The sequence below is a fragment of the Streptomyces sp. NPDC050738 genome, from assembly GCF_040654175.1.
Classification (GTDB): domain Bacteria; phylum Actinomycetota; class Actinomycetes; order Streptomycetales; family Streptomycetaceae; genus Streptomyces.
On record NZ_JBFAHN010000010.1, the window covers coordinates 228,819 to 246,560 of the forward strand.

Sequence of the window (17,742 nt, forward strand, 5' to 3'; positions counted from 1 at the left end):
GCGAGCAACACCCCACAGGGGGAGCCCGCCTGATCTCGTCACGCCTCACCCACCCCACAACCCGCACCCGCCAACGGCGAGGGAGTCCCCACGGGGGGAGCCTGCCTGATCTCGTCAGGCCTCGTGGGCGGTGCGTGGGTGGGAGACGGGTCGGCGCGGAGCGCCGTGGAAGGGCCGCGCGGAGCGCGGTGGAGGGCCGCGCGGAGCGCGGTGGAGGGCCGCGCGGAGCGCGAAGGCGGGGGGCCCGGCGCGGAGCGTCGGAGAAAACAGTTCACTGACCGAACTCTTCGGGCTATATTCGACCCGTGGCTCTCCCCCGCGACTACACCGCCCTCACCTGCGCCCTCTCCCGCTCCCTGGAGATCATCGGCGAGCGCTGGACCCTCCTGATCGTCCGCGACGCCTTCTACGGCGTCCACCGCTTCGGCGACTTCGCGGCCCACCTGGACATCCCCCGCGCCGTCCTCACCGACCGCCTGACCGCGCTCATCGAGGCCGGAGTCATGGACCGCACACCACACCCAGCCGGCGGACGCCGCGAGGTGTACGTCCTCACCCCCAAGGGCATCTCGCTCTGGCCCTCCGTCCGCGCCCTCAGCGCCTGGGGCGACGAGCACTACGCCCCGCCCGACGGCCCGCGCCGCATCTTCCGCCACGCCGCGGACGACGCGCCCCTCACACCCGACGGCCGATGTACCCACTGCGACAAGGCAGTTGACGTCGCGGACATCCTCCTGACCCCGGGCCCGGGCCTCGCACCGCTCACTCCCGGAGACACCGAGGACCCCGTCTCCCGCGCCCTGCGCACCCCGCACCGCCTCCTCGAACCACTCCCGCTCCACCCATCCCGCCGCACCACGAAAGGCCAACACCCATGAAGATCCTGGTAGTCGGAGCCGGAGCGACCGGCGGATACTTCGGTGCCCGCCTGGCCCAGGCAGGCCAGGACGTGACGTTCCTGGTCCGCCCCCGCAGAGCCGCGGCCCTGCGCGAGCGCGGTCTGCGGATCATCGGGCCCGCCCAGCCCCAGGAGGAGACGATCACGCCTCGACTCCTCACCGCGGACGAGCTGCCGACCACATCCCCGTACGACCTGATACTCCTCTCCGTGAAGTCGACGGCGCTCAAGCAGGCCCTCGACGACATCGCCCCCGCCGTCGGCCCGGACACCGCGATCGTCCCGTTCCTCAACGGCATGGCCCACCTCGACGAACTCAACTCCCGCTTCGGCACGGGCCCGGTACTCGGCGGCGTGGCAAAAGTCGTCACCACCGTCGATACGAACGGCGACATCGTCCGCCTCGCACCGCTCGCCGCCATCGCGCTCGGCGAACAGGACGGCTCCGACTCCCCCCGCACGCAAGCGATTCACGCCGCCCTGACCGAAGCCGGCATCACCACGACGCTCTCCCCCGCCATCGTCTCCGCGATGTGGCACAAGTGGGTCTTCATCTCGACGCTCAGCGCCACAACGATCCTGATGCGCGGATCAGTGGACGCGATCAACGCCGTCCCCGGCGGCCCCCAGCTCGGCCCCGCGATCCTGGCCGAGGCGGCAGCGGTCTCATCAGCAGCCGGCCACCCCGTACCGGAACGCGAACTGGCCGCCACCACAGGGATGGTGACGCAAACCGGGACCCTCACGGTCCCCTCCACCTCGATGTTCCGCGACGTCGAGTCCGGATTCCCCACAGAGGTGGAACAGATCTTCGCCGACCTCACCGCCCGCGCCCGCATTTACGGCGTGCCCACCCCGCTCCTCGACCTCACGACCATGCAACTGCGCGTCCACGAAAAGCAGGTGTAAACGCGCAGGGGCCGCACCCCCCGCCGAAGCGGAAGGTACGGCCCCACGCGCAATGTGCCGGTGTGCGCGCATCACCTACGTTCAGGACTCGAAGCGGTCCTGGGCCTCCTGGGCCTTGTCCTGGGCGGCGTCCTGCGCCTCCGCACCCCGCTCCTGCGCGGCGTCCTGTGCCTCGGCGGCTCGTTCCGACGCCTCGTCCTTGGCACCGCCCGCAGCAGACTTGGCCTGCTCCGAAAGCTCGTTCGCCTTGTCCTTGAACTGGTCCATGATGCCCATGAGGTTCACTCCTAGAGGGGTGTGATGGGATCGGGGGCGATGAAGGCCCCCTGGGCTTCCACCAGACTCACACGCCTCGACAATCCGCGCATTTCGATCATTAACGCTCCGTGTGCGACCCGCCCAGGGCCTGGGTACGGGCCTTCTCGTCGGCCTCTCCGCCGGCGCCCACCAGCCCCGTGCCCACCCCGCCCAGACGCGGTTCGAGGCGCCGCATCTCACGCTGTCCGACCGCCCCGATCACCCCCGGCAGATATCCGCGCACCGACTGCATCCCGCGCAGCCACCACTGCGCGTACACATGCGAGGACCGCCGCTCGATGCCCGCCACGATCCGGTCCACCGCGGGACCCAGCGGATACGTACGGTTCGAGGGCCACGGCAGCCGCTGCCTCAACTCCCGCATCACATCGTCCTGATCGGCCCCGCGCACCATGTCCGTGTCGGTCCAGGACAGATACCCGACCCCCACCCGTACTCCCTTGTAGCCGACCTCGGCGCGCAGCGAGTGCGCGAAGGCCTCCACTCCGGACTTGGACGCGCAGTACGCGGTCATCATCGGCGCCGGCGTGATCGCCGCCAGCGACGCGATCTGCAGGAAGTAGCCACGGCTCTCCATCAGTACGGGCAGGAAGGCCCGCGCCGTCACCGCGCCGCCTATCAGGTTGACCTCTATGACCCGCCGCCATGCCACCGGATCGGAGTCCATAAAAGGCCCCCCGGAGGCGACCCCCGCATTCGCGACGACGATGTCGACCTTGCCGAACCGCTCCTTGACCTCCTCCGCGACCCGCGCCATGGCCTCGTGGTCGGTCACATCGGCGTACCACCAGTCGCTCTCGGTGTGCAGCCGCCCGGAAACCGCCTTCAGCTCCTCGGGCTCCAGACCGACCAGCGCCACCAGCGCCCCGCGCGCGGAGAGCTTGCGCGCCAGCAGTTCGCCGACGCCGCGGGCCGCGCCCGTGACGACCGCGACCTGACCCTCAAGACTGTGCCTGCTCATACGGCCTCCTCCTCAAGCTCCACACGTACATACGTTTCCGCCAGCTCGCGCAGCCGCGAACTGACCACCTCAGGAGCCTCGACAGGGGTCATGTGCCCCATGCCCACCAGCTCCACCAGACCCAGCGACTGCGGCAGCTCGGCGGCCAGCCGCCGCGCGTGCACGATCGGCGTCAGCCGGTCGGCGGTCCCCGCGATCACCGCGGTGGGTACGTCCAACTCCCGCACCCCGGCGTCCAGTTCCAGCTCGGCCAGTACGTGCGACCAGGCCACCCGGACCGCCCGCGGACAGGCGTGCACGATCCGCGCACACTCCGCGATCTTCGCCGGTGCGGAAGCGGGACCCATGGTCCCGTACCGCAGGATCCGCTTCGATACGGGAGTGACGGGCCCGAGCGGAGCCCGCGCGCCCAGCACCGCCCGGGTCAGCCGCGTCCGCAGCCGGCCGGCCCGCATCGGCAGCACCAGCGACTCGTCGACCAGCCGCGAGGAGCCCGTGCTGCAGAGCAGCACCGCCGCCGCGTGCTCCCGGAAGGCGGGCCTGCGCGAGGCCGCCATCATGGTCATCCCGCCCATGGAGTGCCCGCCGAGCACGGCGCGCTCGCCGGGCGCGAGGGTCGCGGTGAGCACGGCCTCCAGGTCGTCGGCGAGCGCATCGGTGGAGTACCCGCCGGGCCGGGCGGCGGGCGAACTCCCGTGCCCGCGCTGGTCGTAGACGATCACCCGGTGGTCGTCGGCCAGGTCCCGTATCTGCGCGTTCCAGAAGTCGGTCGAGCAGGTCCAGCCATGGGCGAGGACCACCGCGGGCGCACTGTCGGGCCCGTACACCTCGACATGGACCCGCGACCCGTCGGCGGAATCGACACTCAGCGTCTTCACGCGGCAGTCTCCTTCTCCTTCTCGCGCACGGGGGCGCGCACGACCTCGTACTCACCGAGATTCACGGACCGCGTGGCGGCACGGAACTCCCCGGTGGTACCCGGCCAGATGGTGGTGTTGCGGCCATTGGCGTCGAGATACCAGCTGGTGCAGCCGCCCGTGTTCCACACGGTCCGCTTCATCCGCTCCTGCACGCGCCGGTTCCACGCGCCGACGGCCGAGGGCCGCACGCTGAGCGCGGCGCGCTCGCCCAGGACGTCCAACTGCCGCATGTAGTCGGCGAGATAGTTCAGCTGGGACTCGATCATCAGAATCATCGAGGAGTTGCCGAGCCCCGTGTTCGGCCCGATGACCGTCATCCAGTTCGGGAAGCCTGCGGCGGTGGCGCCGCGCAGCGACTCCATCCCGTCCTTCCAGGCCTCGGCGAGCGTGATGCCGTCGGCGCCCACGACGCGGTCCGCGATGGGCATGTCGGTCACATGGAAGCCGGTGCCGAAGATGATGACGTCGACCTCGGCCTCACTGCCGTCGGCGGCGACCACCACATTGCCGCGCACCTCCTTGAGCCCCGAGGCGACGACGTCGACGTTGTCCTTGGCGATCGCCGGATAGTACGTACTCGACAGCAGGATCCGCTTGCAGCCGATGCGGTACGAGGGCGTGAGCTTGGCCCGCAGCGCCGGATCCTTGATCGAGCGCGCGATGTTGCTCCGCCCGATCCGCTCGATGAGCCCCAGCCGGTCGGGATGCTTGGTGAACGCCCCGACCTGCAACTCCCTTATCCCCCACAGGAATCCGCGCCGCGCGGCACCGGTCGCCGGCACCTTCTCGTGCAGCCACCGCTCGGCCCCGCTGATCTTGCGGTCCATGCGCGGCATCACCCAGGGCGCGGTGCGCTGGAAGAGCGTCATCTTCGCGACCTGCGGCTGGATGGCGGGCACGATCTGAATGGCGGACGCGCCCGTCCCCACCATGGCGACGCGCTTCCCGGTCAGGTCGTAGTCGTGATCCCACTGAGCGGAGTGGAAAACTTTCCCGCCGAAGCCGTCCAGCCCCGGAATCTCGGGAACCTTGGGATCGGACAGCGGCCCGGTGGCGGAGACGACGACATCGGCGGTCAGGGTCCCCTGCGAGGTCTCGATCTCCCACCGCAGCTCCTCCCCGTCCCACCGCATCAGCAGCACTTCGTGCTGCAGCCGGATGTGCGGCCGCAGCCCGAAGGTGTCGGCGACGTTCTCCAGGTACGCCCTGATGTGCGGCTGCCCCGAGAAGGTGCGCGGCCACTCGGGATTGGGGGCGAAGGAGAACGAGTACAGATGCGAGGGCACGTCGCACGCACACCCCGGATAACTGTTGTCCCGCCACGTCCCGCCGACCGACCCGGCCCGCTCCAGAACGACGAAGTCGGTGATCCCCTCGCGGCGCAGCCGGACGGCGGCACCCAGCCCGCCGAACCCGGATCCGATCACCGCCACCCGCACGTGCTCGTACGCACGCCCCTGCTCCTGCTCCTGCTCGGCCATCCCGCCGCCTCTCGCGAACCCCGGACCCTGCCAGCAAACACTGGCACCATTCGGAGAGTAGAGCAGTCCCGTACTCATGGGTAGGGGTCCGGCGGGAGCAAGTTACCGGGGGTACGACATAGGCTTCGGACATGCCCGAGACGCGCGAGTACCGCATGGAAGAACTGGCCAAGGAGGCCGGTATCACCGTGCGCACCCTCCGTTTCTACCGGGAGCGCAAGCTCATCCCACCGCCCCGCCGCGAGGGCCGCATCGCCTGGTACGACGACCACCACCTGGCCCGGCTGCGTACGATCGCCGCCCTCCTGGAGCGCGGCCACACCCTCAACGGCATCGCGGACCTGGCCGAGGCCTTCGAGTCGGGCCGCGACGTGGGCCAGGTCCTGGGCATCGACCAGCAGCCGACGGACGAGGAGCCGGTCCGCCTGACCCCCGAGGGCCTGGCGGACTACTTCGGGGACGACGCGACGGCCGAAAACCTCACCGCCGCCATGGACCTCGGCTACCTCGCCACGGACGGCGAGCAGATCATCCACGTCAGCCGCCGCCTGCTGGACGTCTCGGCGGCGCTGGTACGCGAAGGCGTCCCGCTGGCAGAGGTCCTCGCCTCGGCCCGCAAGGTCCGCGACCACGCGGACGCCCTGGCCGACCTCTTCGTCGTACTCCTGCGCAAGCACACGCAGGGCCCGCAGGGCGAGGCCATGGAGCGCTTCCGCCCCCTGGCCAAGAGCGTGGTGGAGGCCGAACTCTCGATGGCCCTGGACCGCCGCCTGCGCGCGGAGCCCGAGCGCTAGAAGTCGTACGCGACGGTCACCGGCGCGTGATCGCTCCACCGCTCCTCGTGGGTGACGGCCCGCTCGACCCAGCCCTTGGCGGCCCTGGCGGCGAGTCCGGCCGTGGACACCTGGTAATCGATCCTCCAACCTGAATCGTTGTCGAAAGCGCGCCCCCGGTAGGACCACCACGAGTAGGGCCCCTCGACATCGGGGTGCAGCCCGCGCACCACGTCCACGTACCCGGCGGCCCCGAAGATCTCCCCGAGCCACTCCCGCTCCTCGGGCAGGAAGCCGGAGTTCTTCTTGTTGCCGCGCCAGTTCTTGAGGTCGGCCTCCTGATGGGCGATGTTCCAGTCCCCGCACACCAGGACCTCCCGGCCCCCGGCGGCGGCGCGCTCCTTGAGCCCGGCCAGATACGTGGCGAACTCCCCCATGAACCGGATCTTCTCGTCCTGCCGCTCCGTCCCGACCTCCCCCGAGGGCAGATACAGACTGGCGACGGTCACACCGGGCAGATCGATCTCGACGTACCGCCCGCTCGCGTCGAACTCCGCACTCCCGAATCCGACCTGCACCCGCTCGGGCTGCCGCCGCGTATAGAGCGAGACACCCGCCCTCCCCTTGGCGGCCGCCGGCGCGTGCACGGTGTGCCACCCCTCGGGCTCACGGACGTTCTCGGGAATCTGCTGGGGCTCGGCCCGCACTTCCTGCAGGCAGATCACATCGGCGGCGGTCTCCGCCAGCCACTCGACGAAGCCCTTCTTGGCGGCGGCGCGGATCCCATTGACGTTCACGGTGGTCACAGTCAGCATTCCGGCACAATACCGACAGCGGCCCACCGCACACACGTACGCTTGTGCGCATGCACATCCGCCCGGTCCGTTACGACCATCCCGACGCCGTGAAGCTCAACGACCAGGTCCAGCTCGAATACGTCGAGCGCTACGGCGACGGCGGCGACCAGACCCACCTCGACGCCGCGATGTTCCACCCCCCGCTGGGCCTCTACCTCCTGGCGTACGACACCGAGGACCGCCCCGTGGCGACCGGCGGCTGGCGCGCGCACGAGAAGAACGAGGAGAACTACGCCGACGGCGACGCGGAACTCAAGCGCATGTACGTCGTCCGCGAGGCCCGCGGCCTGGGAGTGGCCCGCCGCATACTGGCCGCCCTGGAAGAGAGCGCCCGCGAGGCGGGCCGCACGCGCATGGTCCTGGAGACGGGGGACCAGCAGCCCGAGGCGATCGCGCTCTACCTCTCCAGCGGCTACGAACCCTGCGTGGAGAAGTTCGGCTACTACCGTGAGTACGAGAGCAGCCGCTGCTTCGCCAAGCCCCTGAAGTGATCACCCACGCGGCCACCGCACCTCCGTGACGGTGGCCGCCCCGGCGACGGGTCGCCCTTCGTACATGGTGATCACCTGGCCGACCCGAAGGTGCCGCCACTGAGCGGAATCGAGAGGCGCAAGACGCACCGCGTAGCACCCGCCGGGCTCCAGGAACGGAGTGAACTCCCCCCACAGAGCTGCAATGTCGAGGCAGGGCCCGTCACCGTCCGGCGTGCGGTTCCCGATGTCCCACATCGGCCGCATGACGCCGGCGCCGGAGAAGGGGGTCTGCCGCCGGCCTTCAGTGGCCGACAGAAGGGTGAGGTCGGCCCGGATGACCCCGCGACGCGCCTCATAGCCCCGCCAATGACACCAGGCCGTACTGCGCTCCAGCCGCAGCTCCTGGGCCGCGGCGGCCAGGGACTCCCAGAATGCCGCCGGAAGCGGGTGGGCGTCTCCGAGCTCTTCCAGGAGCCCGAGACCCACCTCCCACTCGTCGTGGGCGAGGTGCTCCCAGACATCGTTCACGGTCAAGTCGCCCTCGGCGGCGACCTCTTCGGGAACCAGCAGCCGCGCCGCTTCGAGCAGCCTGGTGACGTCCATGCCTACCGCGACCGCCGTCGCCCCCGCGCGCGCCGCGGGTAGGGGAACAGCCGTGGGCTGCGTTTGGCCGCCACGTCCTCCACCCAGCCGAAGAGCACCAGCGCCAGCGCGATCAGCGGGATCGCGATCAGCAGGGGGAACCACTGGCTGGTCAGCAGCCAGCGCAGGTGGGCGTAGAAGAACGCGTTGTTCCAGAGCGGTTCGATCAGCGGCTCCGTGATCACCAGCGCGACGCAGTGCCACAGATAGACCGTGACCGCGCGGGAGTTGAGCAGGGTGACCACCCCGTTGAACCGCTCCAGCCGACGTGGCCACTGCTCCCACGAAGGGCTGAGGTGGAGCAGCAGCAGGACGCAGCCGAAGGACCAGATGGCCTGCGCCAGCGGCACCGCTTCCAGGTCGGGGCCGATCCGGGGGTCGTCGACCGGCGCCTGCTGCAGCCACCAGAAGCCCGCGCCGAGGATCAGCGGCGCGATCGAGGGGACGACGTACTGCGGGATACGGCGCAGCACCCCCTCGTGGTGCGCCATGCCCAGCAGCCAGCAGGCGCCGAAGGTGGTGAAGTCGGTGGCGGTCTCCATGAGGCGGCTCGACTGGTCGACGAGCCCGGAGTTGAGGACCGCCGACAGCACCAGCGGGACCGCCAGGGTCACCCAGGGCAGCTTGCGGATGGCCTTGAGCATGAGCGGCGAGAGCAGGACGTACCAGAGGTACGCCCGCAGGTACCAGAGCGGGACGACGATCTGTTCGGCCCAGCTGTGCGGCAGGTGGCCGCCGAAGCCGTGCACGGTCTCGGCGAAGGGCGGGGTGCTCAACGGCAGTATCCAGAAGGCGAGTTTGCCCCACCACCAGTTGGGGTGGCCCTCGGAATCCGGGCCCCACCCGTCCAGGATCATCGCGGTCAGCACGACCGCGCCGAACATCCACATCGGCGGCAGCAGACGCCGCACCCGCCCCCGTATGACGCTCAGCGCGGGACGGCTCAGGGAGCGCGCCATGAGCGAGCCCGCCAGCGCGAACATCACGCCCATGGAGGGGAAGAGCAGCGGCAGCCAGGTCCACCCGAAGTTGTGGTAGATCACCACGCGGACCAGGGCCAGGGCGCGCAGCAGGTCGAGATAGCGGTCGCGGCCGCCGCGCGGGCGGGGCGCCGCGGGAGGCTCCTCGCCGCCGCGCTCCTGGCGCTCCGGGGGAAGGTCCGGCGGGATGTACTGCGCGGGAATCGACACGGCCGGGGGCGCGAACATCCGCAGGGCCATCGTCTCGCTGGAGTCGTTCATGACCGTGCCGCCCCCGTCGTGCCCGTCGTGCCCGCCGCGATGTCGAGACCGACCTCGCCGGTACGCCGCAGTTTCTGCCAGCGCAGCCGGCCGCCGGTGAGCGCCGTGATCCAGGACTGGAGCAGCACCATGTACATCAGCACCCGGTAGACCACCTGTTGCACGGGCAGCGTGATCAGGTGCCAGGCCTTCTCCCGGTCGAGCCGGAAGGACCACCACGCGCAGAACGCCTGCAGGGACAGCACCGCGAACCAGGCGCCGAGGCTCTTGGCCGGGTCGACGAAGAACACCCCGTAGACCATGGCGATGTCGATGGCGGGCGCGAGCAGCGGAGTCAGCACCATGAACAGCGCCACGAACGGCAGCCCGACCCGCCCGAAGCGCCCGGCCGGCCCGCGCTCCAGCACCGCGTGCCGGTGCTTCCACATCGCCTGCATGGTGCCGTAGCTCCAGCGGTAGCGCTGGGACCACAGCTGGCTCATGCTGCCGGGCGCCTCGGTCCAGGCGCGGGCGTTCTCGGCGTACACGATCTTCCAGCCGCCGCGGTGCAGCGCCATGGTCACGTCGGTGTCCTCGGCGAGGGTGTCGTCGCTCATGCCGCCGACCTGGTCGAGGGCCTGGCGGCGGAAGGCGCCGACGGCACCGGGGATGGTGGGCATGCAGTCCAGTACGTCGTACATGCGCCGGTCGAGGTTGAAGCCCATCACGTATTCGATGTGCTGCCAGGCCCCGATCAGGGTGTCCCGGTTGCCGACCTTGGCATTGCCGGCGACCGCGCCGATCCGCTGATCGGCGAAGGGCTGCACCAGCTCGCGGACGGTCGCGGGCTCGAAGACGGTGTCACCGTCCATCATCACGATCAGGTCGTACGAGGCGGCCGCCACCCCGGTGTTGAGGGCGGTCGGCTTCCCGCTGTTGGGCTGGCGGATCAGCCGGACCGTCTCCAGCTCCAGGGATTCCACCAGGGCGGCGGTGTCATCGGTGGACCCGTCGTCCACCACGATCACCTCGATGGGGTGTTCGCTGGCCGCCAGCGAGAGCAGGGTGTTGGTGATGCACTCCTGCTCGTTGTACGCGGGGACGACCACGGTCACCGGCTCGGTGACCGCCTCTCCCCACGAGAAGCCGGGCTTACGGGTACGGCGTACGTGGATCAGCGACAGCACCAGCATCATCGCGAACCGGGCGAAGACCAGCACGCCGACCACGGCGAGCAGCGCCACCAGCCACGGCATCAGCCCCACCGAGAAACCGGTGCACCACACGAACGCCTTGCCGGCCCAGAGCGTGTAGCCGCTGACGGGGGTGTTGGCGGACCCTGTTCCCAGAGCCTCGCCGATGGTCTCGAAGGTGTAGCCCTCGGCCTTGAGCTTCTCGATGATGATCGGCAGGGCGGCCAGCGTCTGCTCGCGGTTCCCGCCGGCATCGTGCAGCAGGATCATCTCGCCCTGTCCGGCGAGGTCCGGCATCGCGGCCTTGACGATGGCGTTGACCCCGGGCCGCTTCCAGTCGTCGGTGTCCTTGTCGATGAAGGCCACGAGGTATCCGTCGGCCCCCAACTCCTTGGTCACCGGCCACGACCGGTCGTCGAGGGCGTCGGCGGTGGAGGAGTACGGCGGCCGGAACAGGCTGGTGTGGATGCCCGCCACGCCCGCCAGCGCGAGCTGTGTCTCGCCCAACTCCCAGGTGAGCCGGGTGCTGTTGTGCAGGGCCAGGTCGGGGTGGGTGTAGGTGTGCACGCCGATCTCGTGGCCGCCGGCGACGATCTGCCGGATCAGCGCCGGGTTGCGGGTGGCCATGGATCCGGTGACGAAGAAGTCGCCCCGTACGTCCTGCTCCGCGAGCACCTTGAGGATCTTGGGCGTCCACTGGGGCGACGGGCCGTCGTCGAAGCTCAGCACCACGGTCTTGTCGGGGATGGTGTAGCTGGCCGGTGCGTCCGCCTTGTCCCCGCGGGTGTCCACGACGGGACCGCCCTCCAGCACGCTGCGCGGCACGGTGGTCTTGTCCACCGAGACGCCGATGCTGTCGTCGTGGAAGACCTCGTTGTTGGCCATGCCGCGCAGCACCATCAGGGACAGCAGCGTCACGAGCACGGTCACGGGCAGGAAGAAGCGCAGGGGCGGAGCCGCGAGTCTGCGCGGGCGCAGCGTGGACTGCCGTGGGCGTTGGTGGCGGGACATGGGTTCCTGGTTCTTGCGCTGCTGCGGGGTGCTACGGGGCGGGGTTGCTGCGGGCGGCCTTCCCCGGCGGCGAGGGCAGCGGAGCGTTCACGTACTGACCGGGCGGTGCGGTGTCGGCGGTGTCGGGCACCGCGAAGCCGGGTGCGTGGGACTGCATGCCGAGCAGGCCGGAGATCATCGCCACGGCCAGGCCGACGAGGACGAAGCCGAAGACCCAGCCGAGGCCGCGCAGTCGGCGGCCGCGCCGCCCCGTGCGGTCCACGAAGACAGGCGAGGCCTCAACCTCTGTGAGGGTGCTGGTCACCGAGGGCCTCGCACTTTCTTGAACACTTCGCCACTGACTCCCGAGGCTGAAAATAGTGTGGCGAAACGCCAAATGACATAGAGGTAGGGCGATTTGTCACGAACTATGCGACTCACGTGATCGAACTGATACGGAAAAAATCCAAGCAGGCACGTTTCTCATAGGATCCTGGTCGCAAACGCCCTCATCTGCTCGATCGGATCCCGCGCGCATGGCCAGACCCCTTCGCCCCGTTTGGTCGGCCGCCGCCGTGCTCACCGTCGCCGCGCTGGTCCTGCTCTACGCCTGCGGGAACGGTGGGTCGGGCCACGGTTCGCCGAAGGCCGCCGCCACATCCGCGGGCCCGTACGACGCTTCGTCGATGCTCCGCCCGTCGGGCCGGATGCTCGGCGTCGTCGACGACAAGACGCCCTGGCAGTACGGCATCGTGAAGACCTTCGCCAAGGAGTCGGGGCACACCCCGGACATCCGCGAGTACTACAGCTCCTGGGGCGGCGACTTCGACCCGGAGGGCAACACCTTCCTGTGGGAGCACGGCCAGCTGCCGATGCTCTCCCTCGTGCCGTCCGACACCTCGCTCACCGACATCGGCAGCGGCTACGACGACGCGTACATCCGCCGCCTGGCCCGCCAGATCGCCGCGTATCACGGCCCGTTGGCGCTGTCCTTCGCCGGAGAGATGAACGGCCCGTGGAACTCCTGGGGCCCCGGCCATGCCTCGGCAGCCGACTTCGTGGCGGCGTGGAAGCACGTCCACGACGTCTTCCGGAGCCTCCATGTCACCAACGTCATCTGGGTCTGGAACCCGCACGTCGTCGACACGGGCACCACCGCGAAGCTCCGCCCGTACTACCCCGGAGACGCCTACGTCGACTGGACCGGGCTGATCGGCTACTACGGCCCGGTCGACGGCGTCGCGTTCTCCAGCCTCTTCACGCCCACCCTGCATGAGATCGCACGCTTCTCCGACAAACCGGTGCTGATCACCGAGACCGGAGTCGCGGAGAGCGCCCGCAAGCAGGCGCAGATACGTGATCTGTTCCAGGGGGCGGCGAAGGCCGGCGTGATCGGCCTCGTCTGGTACGACCAGCGCAAGTCGTGGCCCGGCAGCGCGCAGGTGATGGACTGGCGGATCGGCACCTCGCTCGGGGCCCGGGCGGCCTTCCAGACGGAATCGAAGCGCAGCGGCTTCGGCCATTCCTTCAAGAACCACTGACGTACGTACGCGACAACAATGCAGAGTGGAAGTGCGGGGATGACACCGGAACCGTCGCCGGAGCGAAGCGCTCCCCAGGTGGACGTCGACTGGGCCTTCGGCCCGCGCCGTCCCGTCGGGGACAGGCTGCGCGATGCCGAGACGTTCCCCCTCCAGGTCGTGGCAATCCCCGTACAGCCCCTGCCATCGGCCCGCGAACCCGCCCGCGAAACCGACCCCAAGCCCGACCGGCCGACCCCCCAGAGCCCCCGTCGGCGGTACGGACGGATCCTGCTCGCCCTCGCCGTGCTGGCCGCGTCCGGCACCACCGCGGCCTACGCCCTGCACCGCCAGGAGGCCGCCCCGACCGCTTCGAAGCACCTGGCTCCGGTGTGGCAAGTGCCCGCGCCCGCCAAGGACGACGAGCTGATCGGCAGCTGGCTCACCGACAAGCAGCTGATCCGCGCGAGCATCCGGGGCGGTGTCACCGCGTACGACCTGGCCGACGGCAGCGTGGCCTGGAGCGCCGCCCTGCCGCCGAAGGCGGCCAAGGCCGGATCGCATCCCTGCGCGATGTCCCCGACGCTCACCGCCGACGGCCGCGGCACGATCGCCTTCGGCGAGGACGGCAACACCTGTACGACGCTGGCCGGTATCGACGCCTCGATCGGAAAGATCCTGTGGAGCGTCCCGCTGGTCGACTCCGCCCACAAGACGGCGATGTCCGCCCGGACCTACCTGCAGGGCAACGTCGCCACGGTCGTCAGTGAGAACTTCCTGGGCGGCCTGGACATCCGCACGGGCCACCGGGTCTGGGGCTTCGAGCCGCGCGGCAACTACTGCAACGCCTACGACTGGGGCGCCGACGGAATCGTCGTGGTCGACGACTACTGCGCCGACCAGAAGAACCGTTTCACCCTCACCGCCTACGACGGCAGGACCGGAAAGGTGCTCTGGAGCGAGTCCCGGGACACCCACACGGAGCTGGCCCACGTCTTCTCCGGATCACCGCTGATCGCCTCGGAACACCGGGCCGGCAACGACAGCGTGCGCGTCTTCGCGCCGTCCGGCCGCAGCCGCAAACTGGCGGTGGGCGACACCGAGATCACGCCCGGGAACGGCGGCGCCGCCGACCACTCCGCCCGCCTCGTCGACAACGTCCTGATCGCCCCCGCCCAGACCGCCAAGGGCAGCGAGATCGACGCGTTCGACACCAGGACCGGAGCCAAGCTCTGGACCTACCACGCCACGGCCCTGGTCACCGCGACCGCCGGGGACGACCGGATCCACGCCATAGCCGGGCCGGCCGGCGCCCCCCAACTGATGGAACTCGACCCGCGCACCGGCCGTGCCACCCCGACCGCGACCCTGCCGGTCTCCGGCCACCAGCACTTCACCACGGGCACGGTGTACGTGACGCCCGGCGGCGGAGTCCTGGAACTCGACGCCCTGGGCACGAGCGGCGGCATCCGCTTCTTCCGCTGACCGGGCAGGAGCTCAGCCGCGCGGCGCGGGAAGCCGCCGCTGTACCTCGCTGCTCGCAGACACCAAAGAGCCCCTGCCGGGTTTCCCCGGCAGGGGCTCTGAGCTGCGGTGGACCTGTGGGGATTTGAACCCCAGACCCCCTCGATGCGAACGAGGTGCGCTACCAGACTGCGCCACAGGCCCTTGCAACGAGTGAAACTCTAGCACCCCGATCGGGGTGCTTGGAAATCGGTTCCCGCGCTGGTCACGAGGTCACTCGTTGGCGGCGCGGGGGCGGTCGCCCTCGTCGTACTGGTCGAAGAGCGGGGTGCGGCCGCGCTCGCGTGCGCGGCGCGGGGTGCGCTGGCGCGGTGCCGGGGCGGGGTCCGATGTGGAGGAGCGGGTGGGGCTCCAGGTGTCGGGGGTGGTGGGGGTCGCGTTGCCGGGGGCGCGGGGGGCCACCGGGGCGGTGACGTACGTCGGCAGCGGGACCGGGACCGGCTCCCAGCTGTCGCCCTGCGCGCGGCTGTGGTCGCGGTCCCGCTGCTGGTCGACCCACTCGGCGTGGTCGGTCTGCTCGACCAGGGCCCGCCGGCCGGCCTCCTGGGGGGAGACGGCGGGGGCGGGTTCCGGAGCGGGCTCGGGGCGGGGCTGGGGGCGGCGGCTCTCGCGCAGGTTCTGCGCGGCGGCCTCGGCCCTGCGGCGGTCCATGGTGAAGACGAAGCGGCGCCGCTCCTGGGTGCGCAGATGCACGATGTACGTACTGAGGAGCGCGGCGGGGATACCCGGCGCCCACAGGAAGCGCAGGCCACCGACCGCGGCGACCACCGCGCCCAGCGAGAAGGCCGCGAAGAGCAGAACCGTGGTGCGGCGGCGGCGGGCGAGTGCCTTGGTGCGGCGGGCCCGTTCGGCGGCCGAACCGGAGGTCTGGTGGTGAGCGGCGGGGCGCTTCTCCTTGCGGGGGCGCTCCCGGTCGGGACGCTCCCGCTCGGGGCGCTCCCGGTCGGTGCGCTCCCGCTCGGGCCGTTCTCGTTCGGGCGGAGGCACGGCAAAGGACCGGACGTCGACGGAACTCTCGGGATCCGTCACGGCGTCCGGCGCTGCTTCGTCGGGATCGGCCTCACCGGCAGTGCGGTCCTGCAGCTCCTTGGCGTACCGGCGCTCCATCCCCGCCCGGCCCGACAGCAGTCGGATGGCGGTGGAGAAGCGTTCCGTCGGACGGGCTTCGTTCAGCTCGTCCTGCCTGCGGAGCCACATCGGCACCAAGTAGGCGGCCCAGGCCCCGACAATGACTGCGTAGATGAGGCCGCTGCTGCTCACCCCCTTACCGTAGAGGGGACTTCGGGGACGGATCTGCCAATTGCGCCGGTGTGTCGCGCGATCCGACTGATATCTCGAACTTTTTTTGTGATTGTTCGGATCAACAGGGGCCGAAAGTGGGCGTGTTCACGGTCAAGAAACGTTCCGCTGCCGATCACATTCGAACATTAATTTGATTTGTGGGGCGTTCCCGGGTGCGCTCTGCGCCAGCGGTTGAGCAGGCCTTCGGGGACTTCTTCGGCTGTCAGGGCGAAGACGAGATGGTCGCGCCAGGCACCGTCGATGTGCAGATAACGCGGCCGCAATCCCTCTTCGCGGAAGCCCAGTTTCTCCACCACGCGACGGCTCGGAACGTTCTCCGGGCGAATGCAGACTTCCATCCGGTGCATGCCGACCGAGCGGAAGCAGTGGTCCACGGCGAGAGCGACCGCCGTCGGCATCACGCCGCGGCCCGCCACCTCCTGGTCCACCCAGTAGCCGACGTGGCCCGAGCACATCGAGCCCCAGGTGATGCCGGCGACCGTCAACTGGCCGACCAGGCGGCCCTCGTACTCGATGACGAAGGGCAGCATCCTGCCCGCGTTCGCCTCGGCACGCAGATGGCGCACCATCTGGCGGTACGTGGGGCGCTGCGCGAGGGGGCCACCGGGTCCGGGCGGCGGGATCGTGGCTTCCCAGGGGCGCAGCCAGTCGCGGTTGCGGCGGTTGACCTCGCGCCAGGGCTTCTGGTCGCGCGCCTTTATCGGGCGGAGGGTGACCGGCCCTTCCGACAACTCAACGGGCCAGGAGGGTCTCATCTGTGGTCGCCGCCGTGGATCTGGTCGACGGCGTGCACCAACAGCCGCTCCAGGACGGCCAGTCCGTCGCGTACGCCGCCGGTCGAGCCCGGCAGGTTCACGATCAGGGTCGTTCCCGCGACGCCTGCGAGACCGCGCGAGAGCGCTGCCGTGGGGACCTTGACCAGGCCCTCGGCGCGGATCGCCTGCGGGATGCCCGGGATCTCGTAGTCGAGGACCTTGCGCGTCGCCTCGGGGGTGGCGTCGGTGGGCGAGATGCCCGTGCCGCCGGTCGTGAGGATCACGTCGTACGCCGCTTCCACGCCTGCGCGCAGGGCGGCTTCGACCGGGTCGCCGTCGGGGACGACCTGGGGGCCCTCGACCTCGAAGCCCAGCGAGGTGAGCGCCTCGGCAATCAGTGGGCCGCCGCGGTCCGGGTAGACACCGGCCGAGGCACGGTTGGAGGCGGTGACGACCAGGGCCCTCATGCCCGGCTCCAGTCGCCGGACTTGCCGCCCGTCTTCTCCTCGACCTTGATGTCGGAGATGACCGCCGCCTTGTCGACCGCCTTGACCATGTCCACCACCGTGAGGGCCGCGACGGAGACCGCCGTGAGGGCTTCCATCTCGACGCCTGTGCGGTCGGTGGTCTTGACCGTCGCGAGGATTTCCACCGCTTCGTCTGTGACGGTCAGGTCCAGCTTCACCCCGGAGACGGACAGCGGGTGACAGAGCGGGATCAGGTCGGGGGTGCGCTTGGCGCCCATGATCCCTGCGATGCGGGCCGTGGCGAGGGCGTCCCCCTTGGGGACTCCCTCGCCGCGGAGGAGTTCCACGACGCGCGGCGACACCAGCACGCGTCCGCTCGCGCGGGCGGTGCGGGCGGTGACGTCCTTGGCGGACACGTCGACCATACGGGCCGCGCCCGCCTCGTCGATGTGCGTGAGGCTGCTGCCTTGCGTGCTCATGGTGGTGTGGCGCTCCTGGTCTGGCCTGTGTGGGACGACACCGTACCGCCACCGGACACT

General features: G+C 70.1%; 19 protein-coding genes and 1 tRNA gene. 6 read left to right on the forward strand and 14 right to left on the reverse strand.

Going from position 1 to position 17,742, the window contains the following annotated elements; translation table 11 throughout:
• Nucleotides 1–305: 305 nt before the first annotated feature.
• Together AB0H78_RS25400 and AB0H78_RS25405 are read left to right on the forward strand one after the other, a co-directional pair.
• Complete coding sequence (locus AB0H78_RS25400) at nt 306–878, forward strand: helix-turn-helix domain-containing protein (protein WP_363236865.1); 573 nt, start codon at nt 306–308, stop codon at nt 876–878.
• On the forward strand, nt 875–1,807 hold the full coding sequence (locus tag AB0H78_RS25405; RefSeq protein ID WP_363236866.1) for a ketopantoate reductase family protein: 933 nt from the start codon (nt 875–877) through the stop codon (nt 1,805–1,807). The genes AB0H78_RS25400 and AB0H78_RS25405 overlap by 4 nt, the downstream gene beginning before the upstream one ends.
• Before the next feature lie 81 nt (nt 1,808–1,888).
• Here AB0H78_RS25405 and AB0H78_RS25410 read toward each other — a convergent pair whose 3' ends face one another.
• From AB0H78_RS25410 to AB0H78_RS25425, 4 genes are all read right to left on the reverse strand, one after another.
• The gene (locus AB0H78_RS25410; protein ID WP_363236867.1) at nt 1,889–2,083 is read right to left on the reverse strand and encodes a hypothetical protein; all 195 of its coding nucleotides are present in this window, start codon (nt 2,081–2,083) and stop codon (nt 1,889–1,891) included.
• A 100-nt stretch (nt 2,084–2,183) separates the two neighbouring features.
• A complete protein-coding gene (locus AB0H78_RS25415) occupies nt 2,184–3,086 on the reverse strand; it encodes an SDR family oxidoreductase (RefSeq protein ID WP_363236868.1) in 903 nt (300 codons plus the stop codon).
• Entirely contained in the window at nt 3,083–3,964 is an 882-nt protein-coding gene (locus AB0H78_RS25420) for an alpha/beta hydrolase (RefSeq protein WP_363236869.1), read from the reverse strand. The genes AB0H78_RS25415 and AB0H78_RS25420 overlap by 4 nt, the downstream gene beginning before the upstream one ends.
• The gene (locus AB0H78_RS25425) at nt 3,961–5,487 is read right to left on the reverse strand and encodes an NAD(P)/FAD-dependent oxidoreductase (RefSeq protein ID WP_363236870.1); all 1,527 of its coding nucleotides are present in this window, start codon (nt 5,485–5,487) and stop codon (nt 3,961–3,963) included. The genes AB0H78_RS25420 and AB0H78_RS25425 overlap by 4 nt, the downstream gene beginning before the upstream one ends.
• A gap of 131 nt (nt 5,488–5,618) precedes the next feature.
• On the opposite strand from AB0H78_RS25425, the gene AB0H78_RS25430 reads away from it, so the two are divergent.
• Nucleotides 5,619–6,281 carry a MerR family transcriptional regulator gene (locus AB0H78_RS25430; protein WP_363236871.1) on the forward strand — a complete coding sequence of 221 codons (663 nt, stop codon included), beginning with the start codon at nt 5,619–5,621 and terminating at the stop codon, nt 6,279–6,281.
• On the opposite strand, the gene AB0H78_RS25435 is transcribed toward AB0H78_RS25430, so the two are convergent.
• Nucleotides 6,278–7,075, reverse strand: a complete 798-nt coding sequence (locus AB0H78_RS25435) for an exodeoxyribonuclease III (RefSeq protein ID WP_363236872.1) — start codon at nt 7,073–7,075, stop codon at nt 6,278–6,280. The genes AB0H78_RS25430 and AB0H78_RS25435 overlap by 4 nt on opposite strands.
• A 50-nt stretch (nt 7,076–7,125) precedes the next feature.
• Here AB0H78_RS25435 and AB0H78_RS25440 point away from each other — a divergent pair, with 50 nt between their 5' ends.
• Nucleotides 7,126–7,608, forward strand: a complete 483-nt coding sequence (locus tag AB0H78_RS25440; RefSeq protein ID WP_363236873.1) for a GNAT family N-acetyltransferase — start codon at nt 7,126–7,128, stop codon at nt 7,606–7,608.
• On the opposite strand, the gene AB0H78_RS25445 is transcribed toward AB0H78_RS25440, so the two are convergent.
• The 4 genes from AB0H78_RS25445 to AB0H78_RS25460 are packed head-to-tail and all read right to left on the reverse strand — an operon-like array spanning nt 7,609 to nt 11,960.
• Entirely contained in the window at nt 7,609–8,193 is a 585-nt protein-coding gene (locus AB0H78_RS25445) for a hypothetical protein (RefSeq protein WP_363236874.1), read from the reverse strand.
• Between the two features lie 2 nt (nt 8,194–8,195).
• Nucleotides 8,196–9,473 (reverse strand): acyltransferase, encoded by a 1,278-nt coding sequence (locus AB0H78_RS25450; RefSeq protein WP_363236875.1) that lies wholly within the window; start codon nt 9,471–9,473, stop codon nt 8,196–8,198.
• Nucleotides 9,470–11,656, reverse strand: coding sequence for a bifunctional polysaccharide deacetylase/glycosyltransferase family 2 protein (locus tag AB0H78_RS25455; protein ID WP_363236876.1), 2,187 nt, complete (start codon nt 11,654–11,656; stop codon nt 9,470–9,472). Before AB0H78_RS25455 ends, AB0H78_RS25450 begins: the two co-directional genes overlap by 4 nt.
• A 31-nt stretch (nt 11,657–11,687) precedes the next feature.
• Complete coding sequence (locus AB0H78_RS25460) at nt 11,688–11,960, reverse strand: hypothetical protein (protein ID WP_363236877.1); 273 nt, start codon at nt 11,958–11,960, stop codon at nt 11,688–11,690.
• A 211-nt stretch (nt 11,961–12,171) separates the two neighbouring features.
• Between AB0H78_RS25460 and AB0H78_RS25465 the strand changes: the two genes are divergently transcribed.
• Entirely contained in the window at nt 12,172–13,176 is a 1,005-nt protein-coding gene (locus tag AB0H78_RS25465) for a glycosyl hydrolase (RefSeq protein ID WP_363236878.1), read from the forward strand.
• A 39-nt stretch (nt 13,177–13,215) separates the two neighbouring features.
• On the forward strand, nt 13,216–14,640 hold the full coding sequence (locus AB0H78_RS25470) for a PQQ-binding-like beta-propeller repeat protein (RefSeq protein WP_363236879.1): 1,425 nt from the start codon (nt 13,216–13,218) through the stop codon (nt 14,638–14,640).
• A 109-nt stretch (nt 14,641–14,749) separates the two neighbouring features.
• Here the strand turns inward: AB0H78_RS25470 and AB0H78_RS25475 are convergent.
• From AB0H78_RS25475 to moaC, 5 genes are all read right to left on the reverse strand, one after another.
• Nucleotides 14,750–14,823 (reverse strand) — tRNA-Ala (locus AB0H78_RS25475).
• 69 nt (nt 14,824–14,892) lie between these two features.
• A complete protein-coding gene (gene glpR / locus AB0H78_RS25480) occupies nt 14,893–15,939 on the reverse strand; it encodes a gephyrin-like molybdotransferase receptor GlpR (RefSeq protein WP_363236880.1) in 1,047 nt (348 codons plus the stop codon).
• A 167-nt stretch (nt 15,940–16,106) separates the two neighbouring features.
• Nucleotides 16,107–16,736 (reverse strand): GNAT family protein, encoded by a 630-nt coding sequence (locus AB0H78_RS25485; RefSeq protein ID WP_363236881.1) that lies wholly within the window; start codon nt 16,734–16,736, stop codon nt 16,107–16,109.
• Nucleotides 16,733–17,203: a MogA/MoaB family molybdenum cofactor biosynthesis protein gene (locus tag AB0H78_RS25490; RefSeq protein WP_363236882.1), complete on the reverse strand. Its 471-nt coding sequence runs from the start codon at nt 17,201–17,203 to the stop codon at nt 16,733–16,735. Before AB0H78_RS25490 ends, AB0H78_RS25485 begins: the two co-directional genes overlap by 4 nt.
• Nucleotides 17,200–17,682 (reverse strand): cyclic pyranopterin monophosphate synthase MoaC, encoded by a 483-nt coding sequence (gene moaC / locus AB0H78_RS25495; RefSeq protein WP_363236883.1) that lies wholly within the window; start codon nt 17,680–17,682, stop codon nt 17,200–17,202. The genes AB0H78_RS25490 and moaC overlap by 4 nt, the downstream gene beginning before the upstream one ends.
• Nucleotides 17,683–17,742: the final 60 nt, after the last annotated feature.

Coding starts and splice junctions, on each gene's coding strand:
- AB0H78_RS25485 (WP_363236881.1), bottom strand. CDS start 16,736: ATGAGACCCTCCTGGCCCGTTGAGTTGTCGGAAGGGCCGGTCACCCTC.
- AB0H78_RS25470 (WP_363236879.1), top strand. CDS start 13,216: ATGACACCGGAACCGTCGCCGGAGCGAAGCGCTCCCCAGGTGGACGTC.
- AB0H78_RS25465 (WP_363236878.1), top strand. CDS start 12,172: ATGGCCAGACCCCTTCGCCCCGTTTGGTCGGCCGCCGCCGTGCTCACC.
- AB0H78_RS25445 (WP_363236874.1), bottom strand. CDS start 8,193: ATGGACGTCACCAGGCTGCTCGAAGCGGCGCGGCTGCTGGTTCCCGAA.
- AB0H78_RS25435 (WP_363236872.1), bottom strand. CDS start 7,075: ATGCTGACTGTGACCACCGTGAACGTCAATGGGATCCGCGCCGCCGCC.
- AB0H78_RS25455 (WP_363236876.1), bottom strand. CDS start 11,656: ATGTCCCGCCACCAACGCCCACGGCAGTCCACGCTGCGCCCGCGCAGA.
- AB0H78_RS25440 (WP_363236873.1), top strand. CDS start 7,126: ATGCACATCCGCCCGGTCCGTTACGACCATCCCGACGCCGTGAAGCTC.
- AB0H78_RS25415 (WP_363236868.1), bottom strand. CDS start 3,086: ATGAGCAGGCACAGTCTTGAGGGTCAGGTCGCGGTCGTCACGGGCGCG.
- AB0H78_RS25430 (WP_363236871.1), top strand. CDS start 5,619: ATGCCCGAGACGCGCGAGTACCGCATGGAAGAACTGGCCAAGGAGGCC.
- AB0H78_RS25410 (WP_363236867.1), bottom strand. CDS start 2,083: ATGGGCATCATGGACCAGTTCAAGGACAAGGCGAACGAGCTTTCGGAG.
- AB0H78_RS25405 (WP_363236866.1), top strand. CDS start 875: ATGAAGATCCTGGTAGTCGGAGCCGGAGCGACCGGCGGATACTTCGGT.
- AB0H78_RS25490 (WP_363236882.1), bottom strand. CDS start 17,203: ATGAGGGCCCTGGTCGTCACCGCCTCCAACCGTGCCTCGGCCGGTGTC.
- AB0H78_RS25450 (WP_363236875.1), bottom strand. CDS start 9,473: ATGAACGACTCCAGCGAGACGATGGCCCTGCGGATGTTCGCGCCCCCG.
- AB0H78_RS25425 (WP_363236870.1), bottom strand. CDS start 5,487: ATGGCCGAGCAGGAGCAGGAGCAGGGGCGTGCGTACGAGCACGTGCGG.
- moaC (WP_363236883.1), bottom strand. CDS start 17,682: ATGAGCACGCAAGGCAGCAGCCTCACGCACATCGACGAGGCGGGCGCG.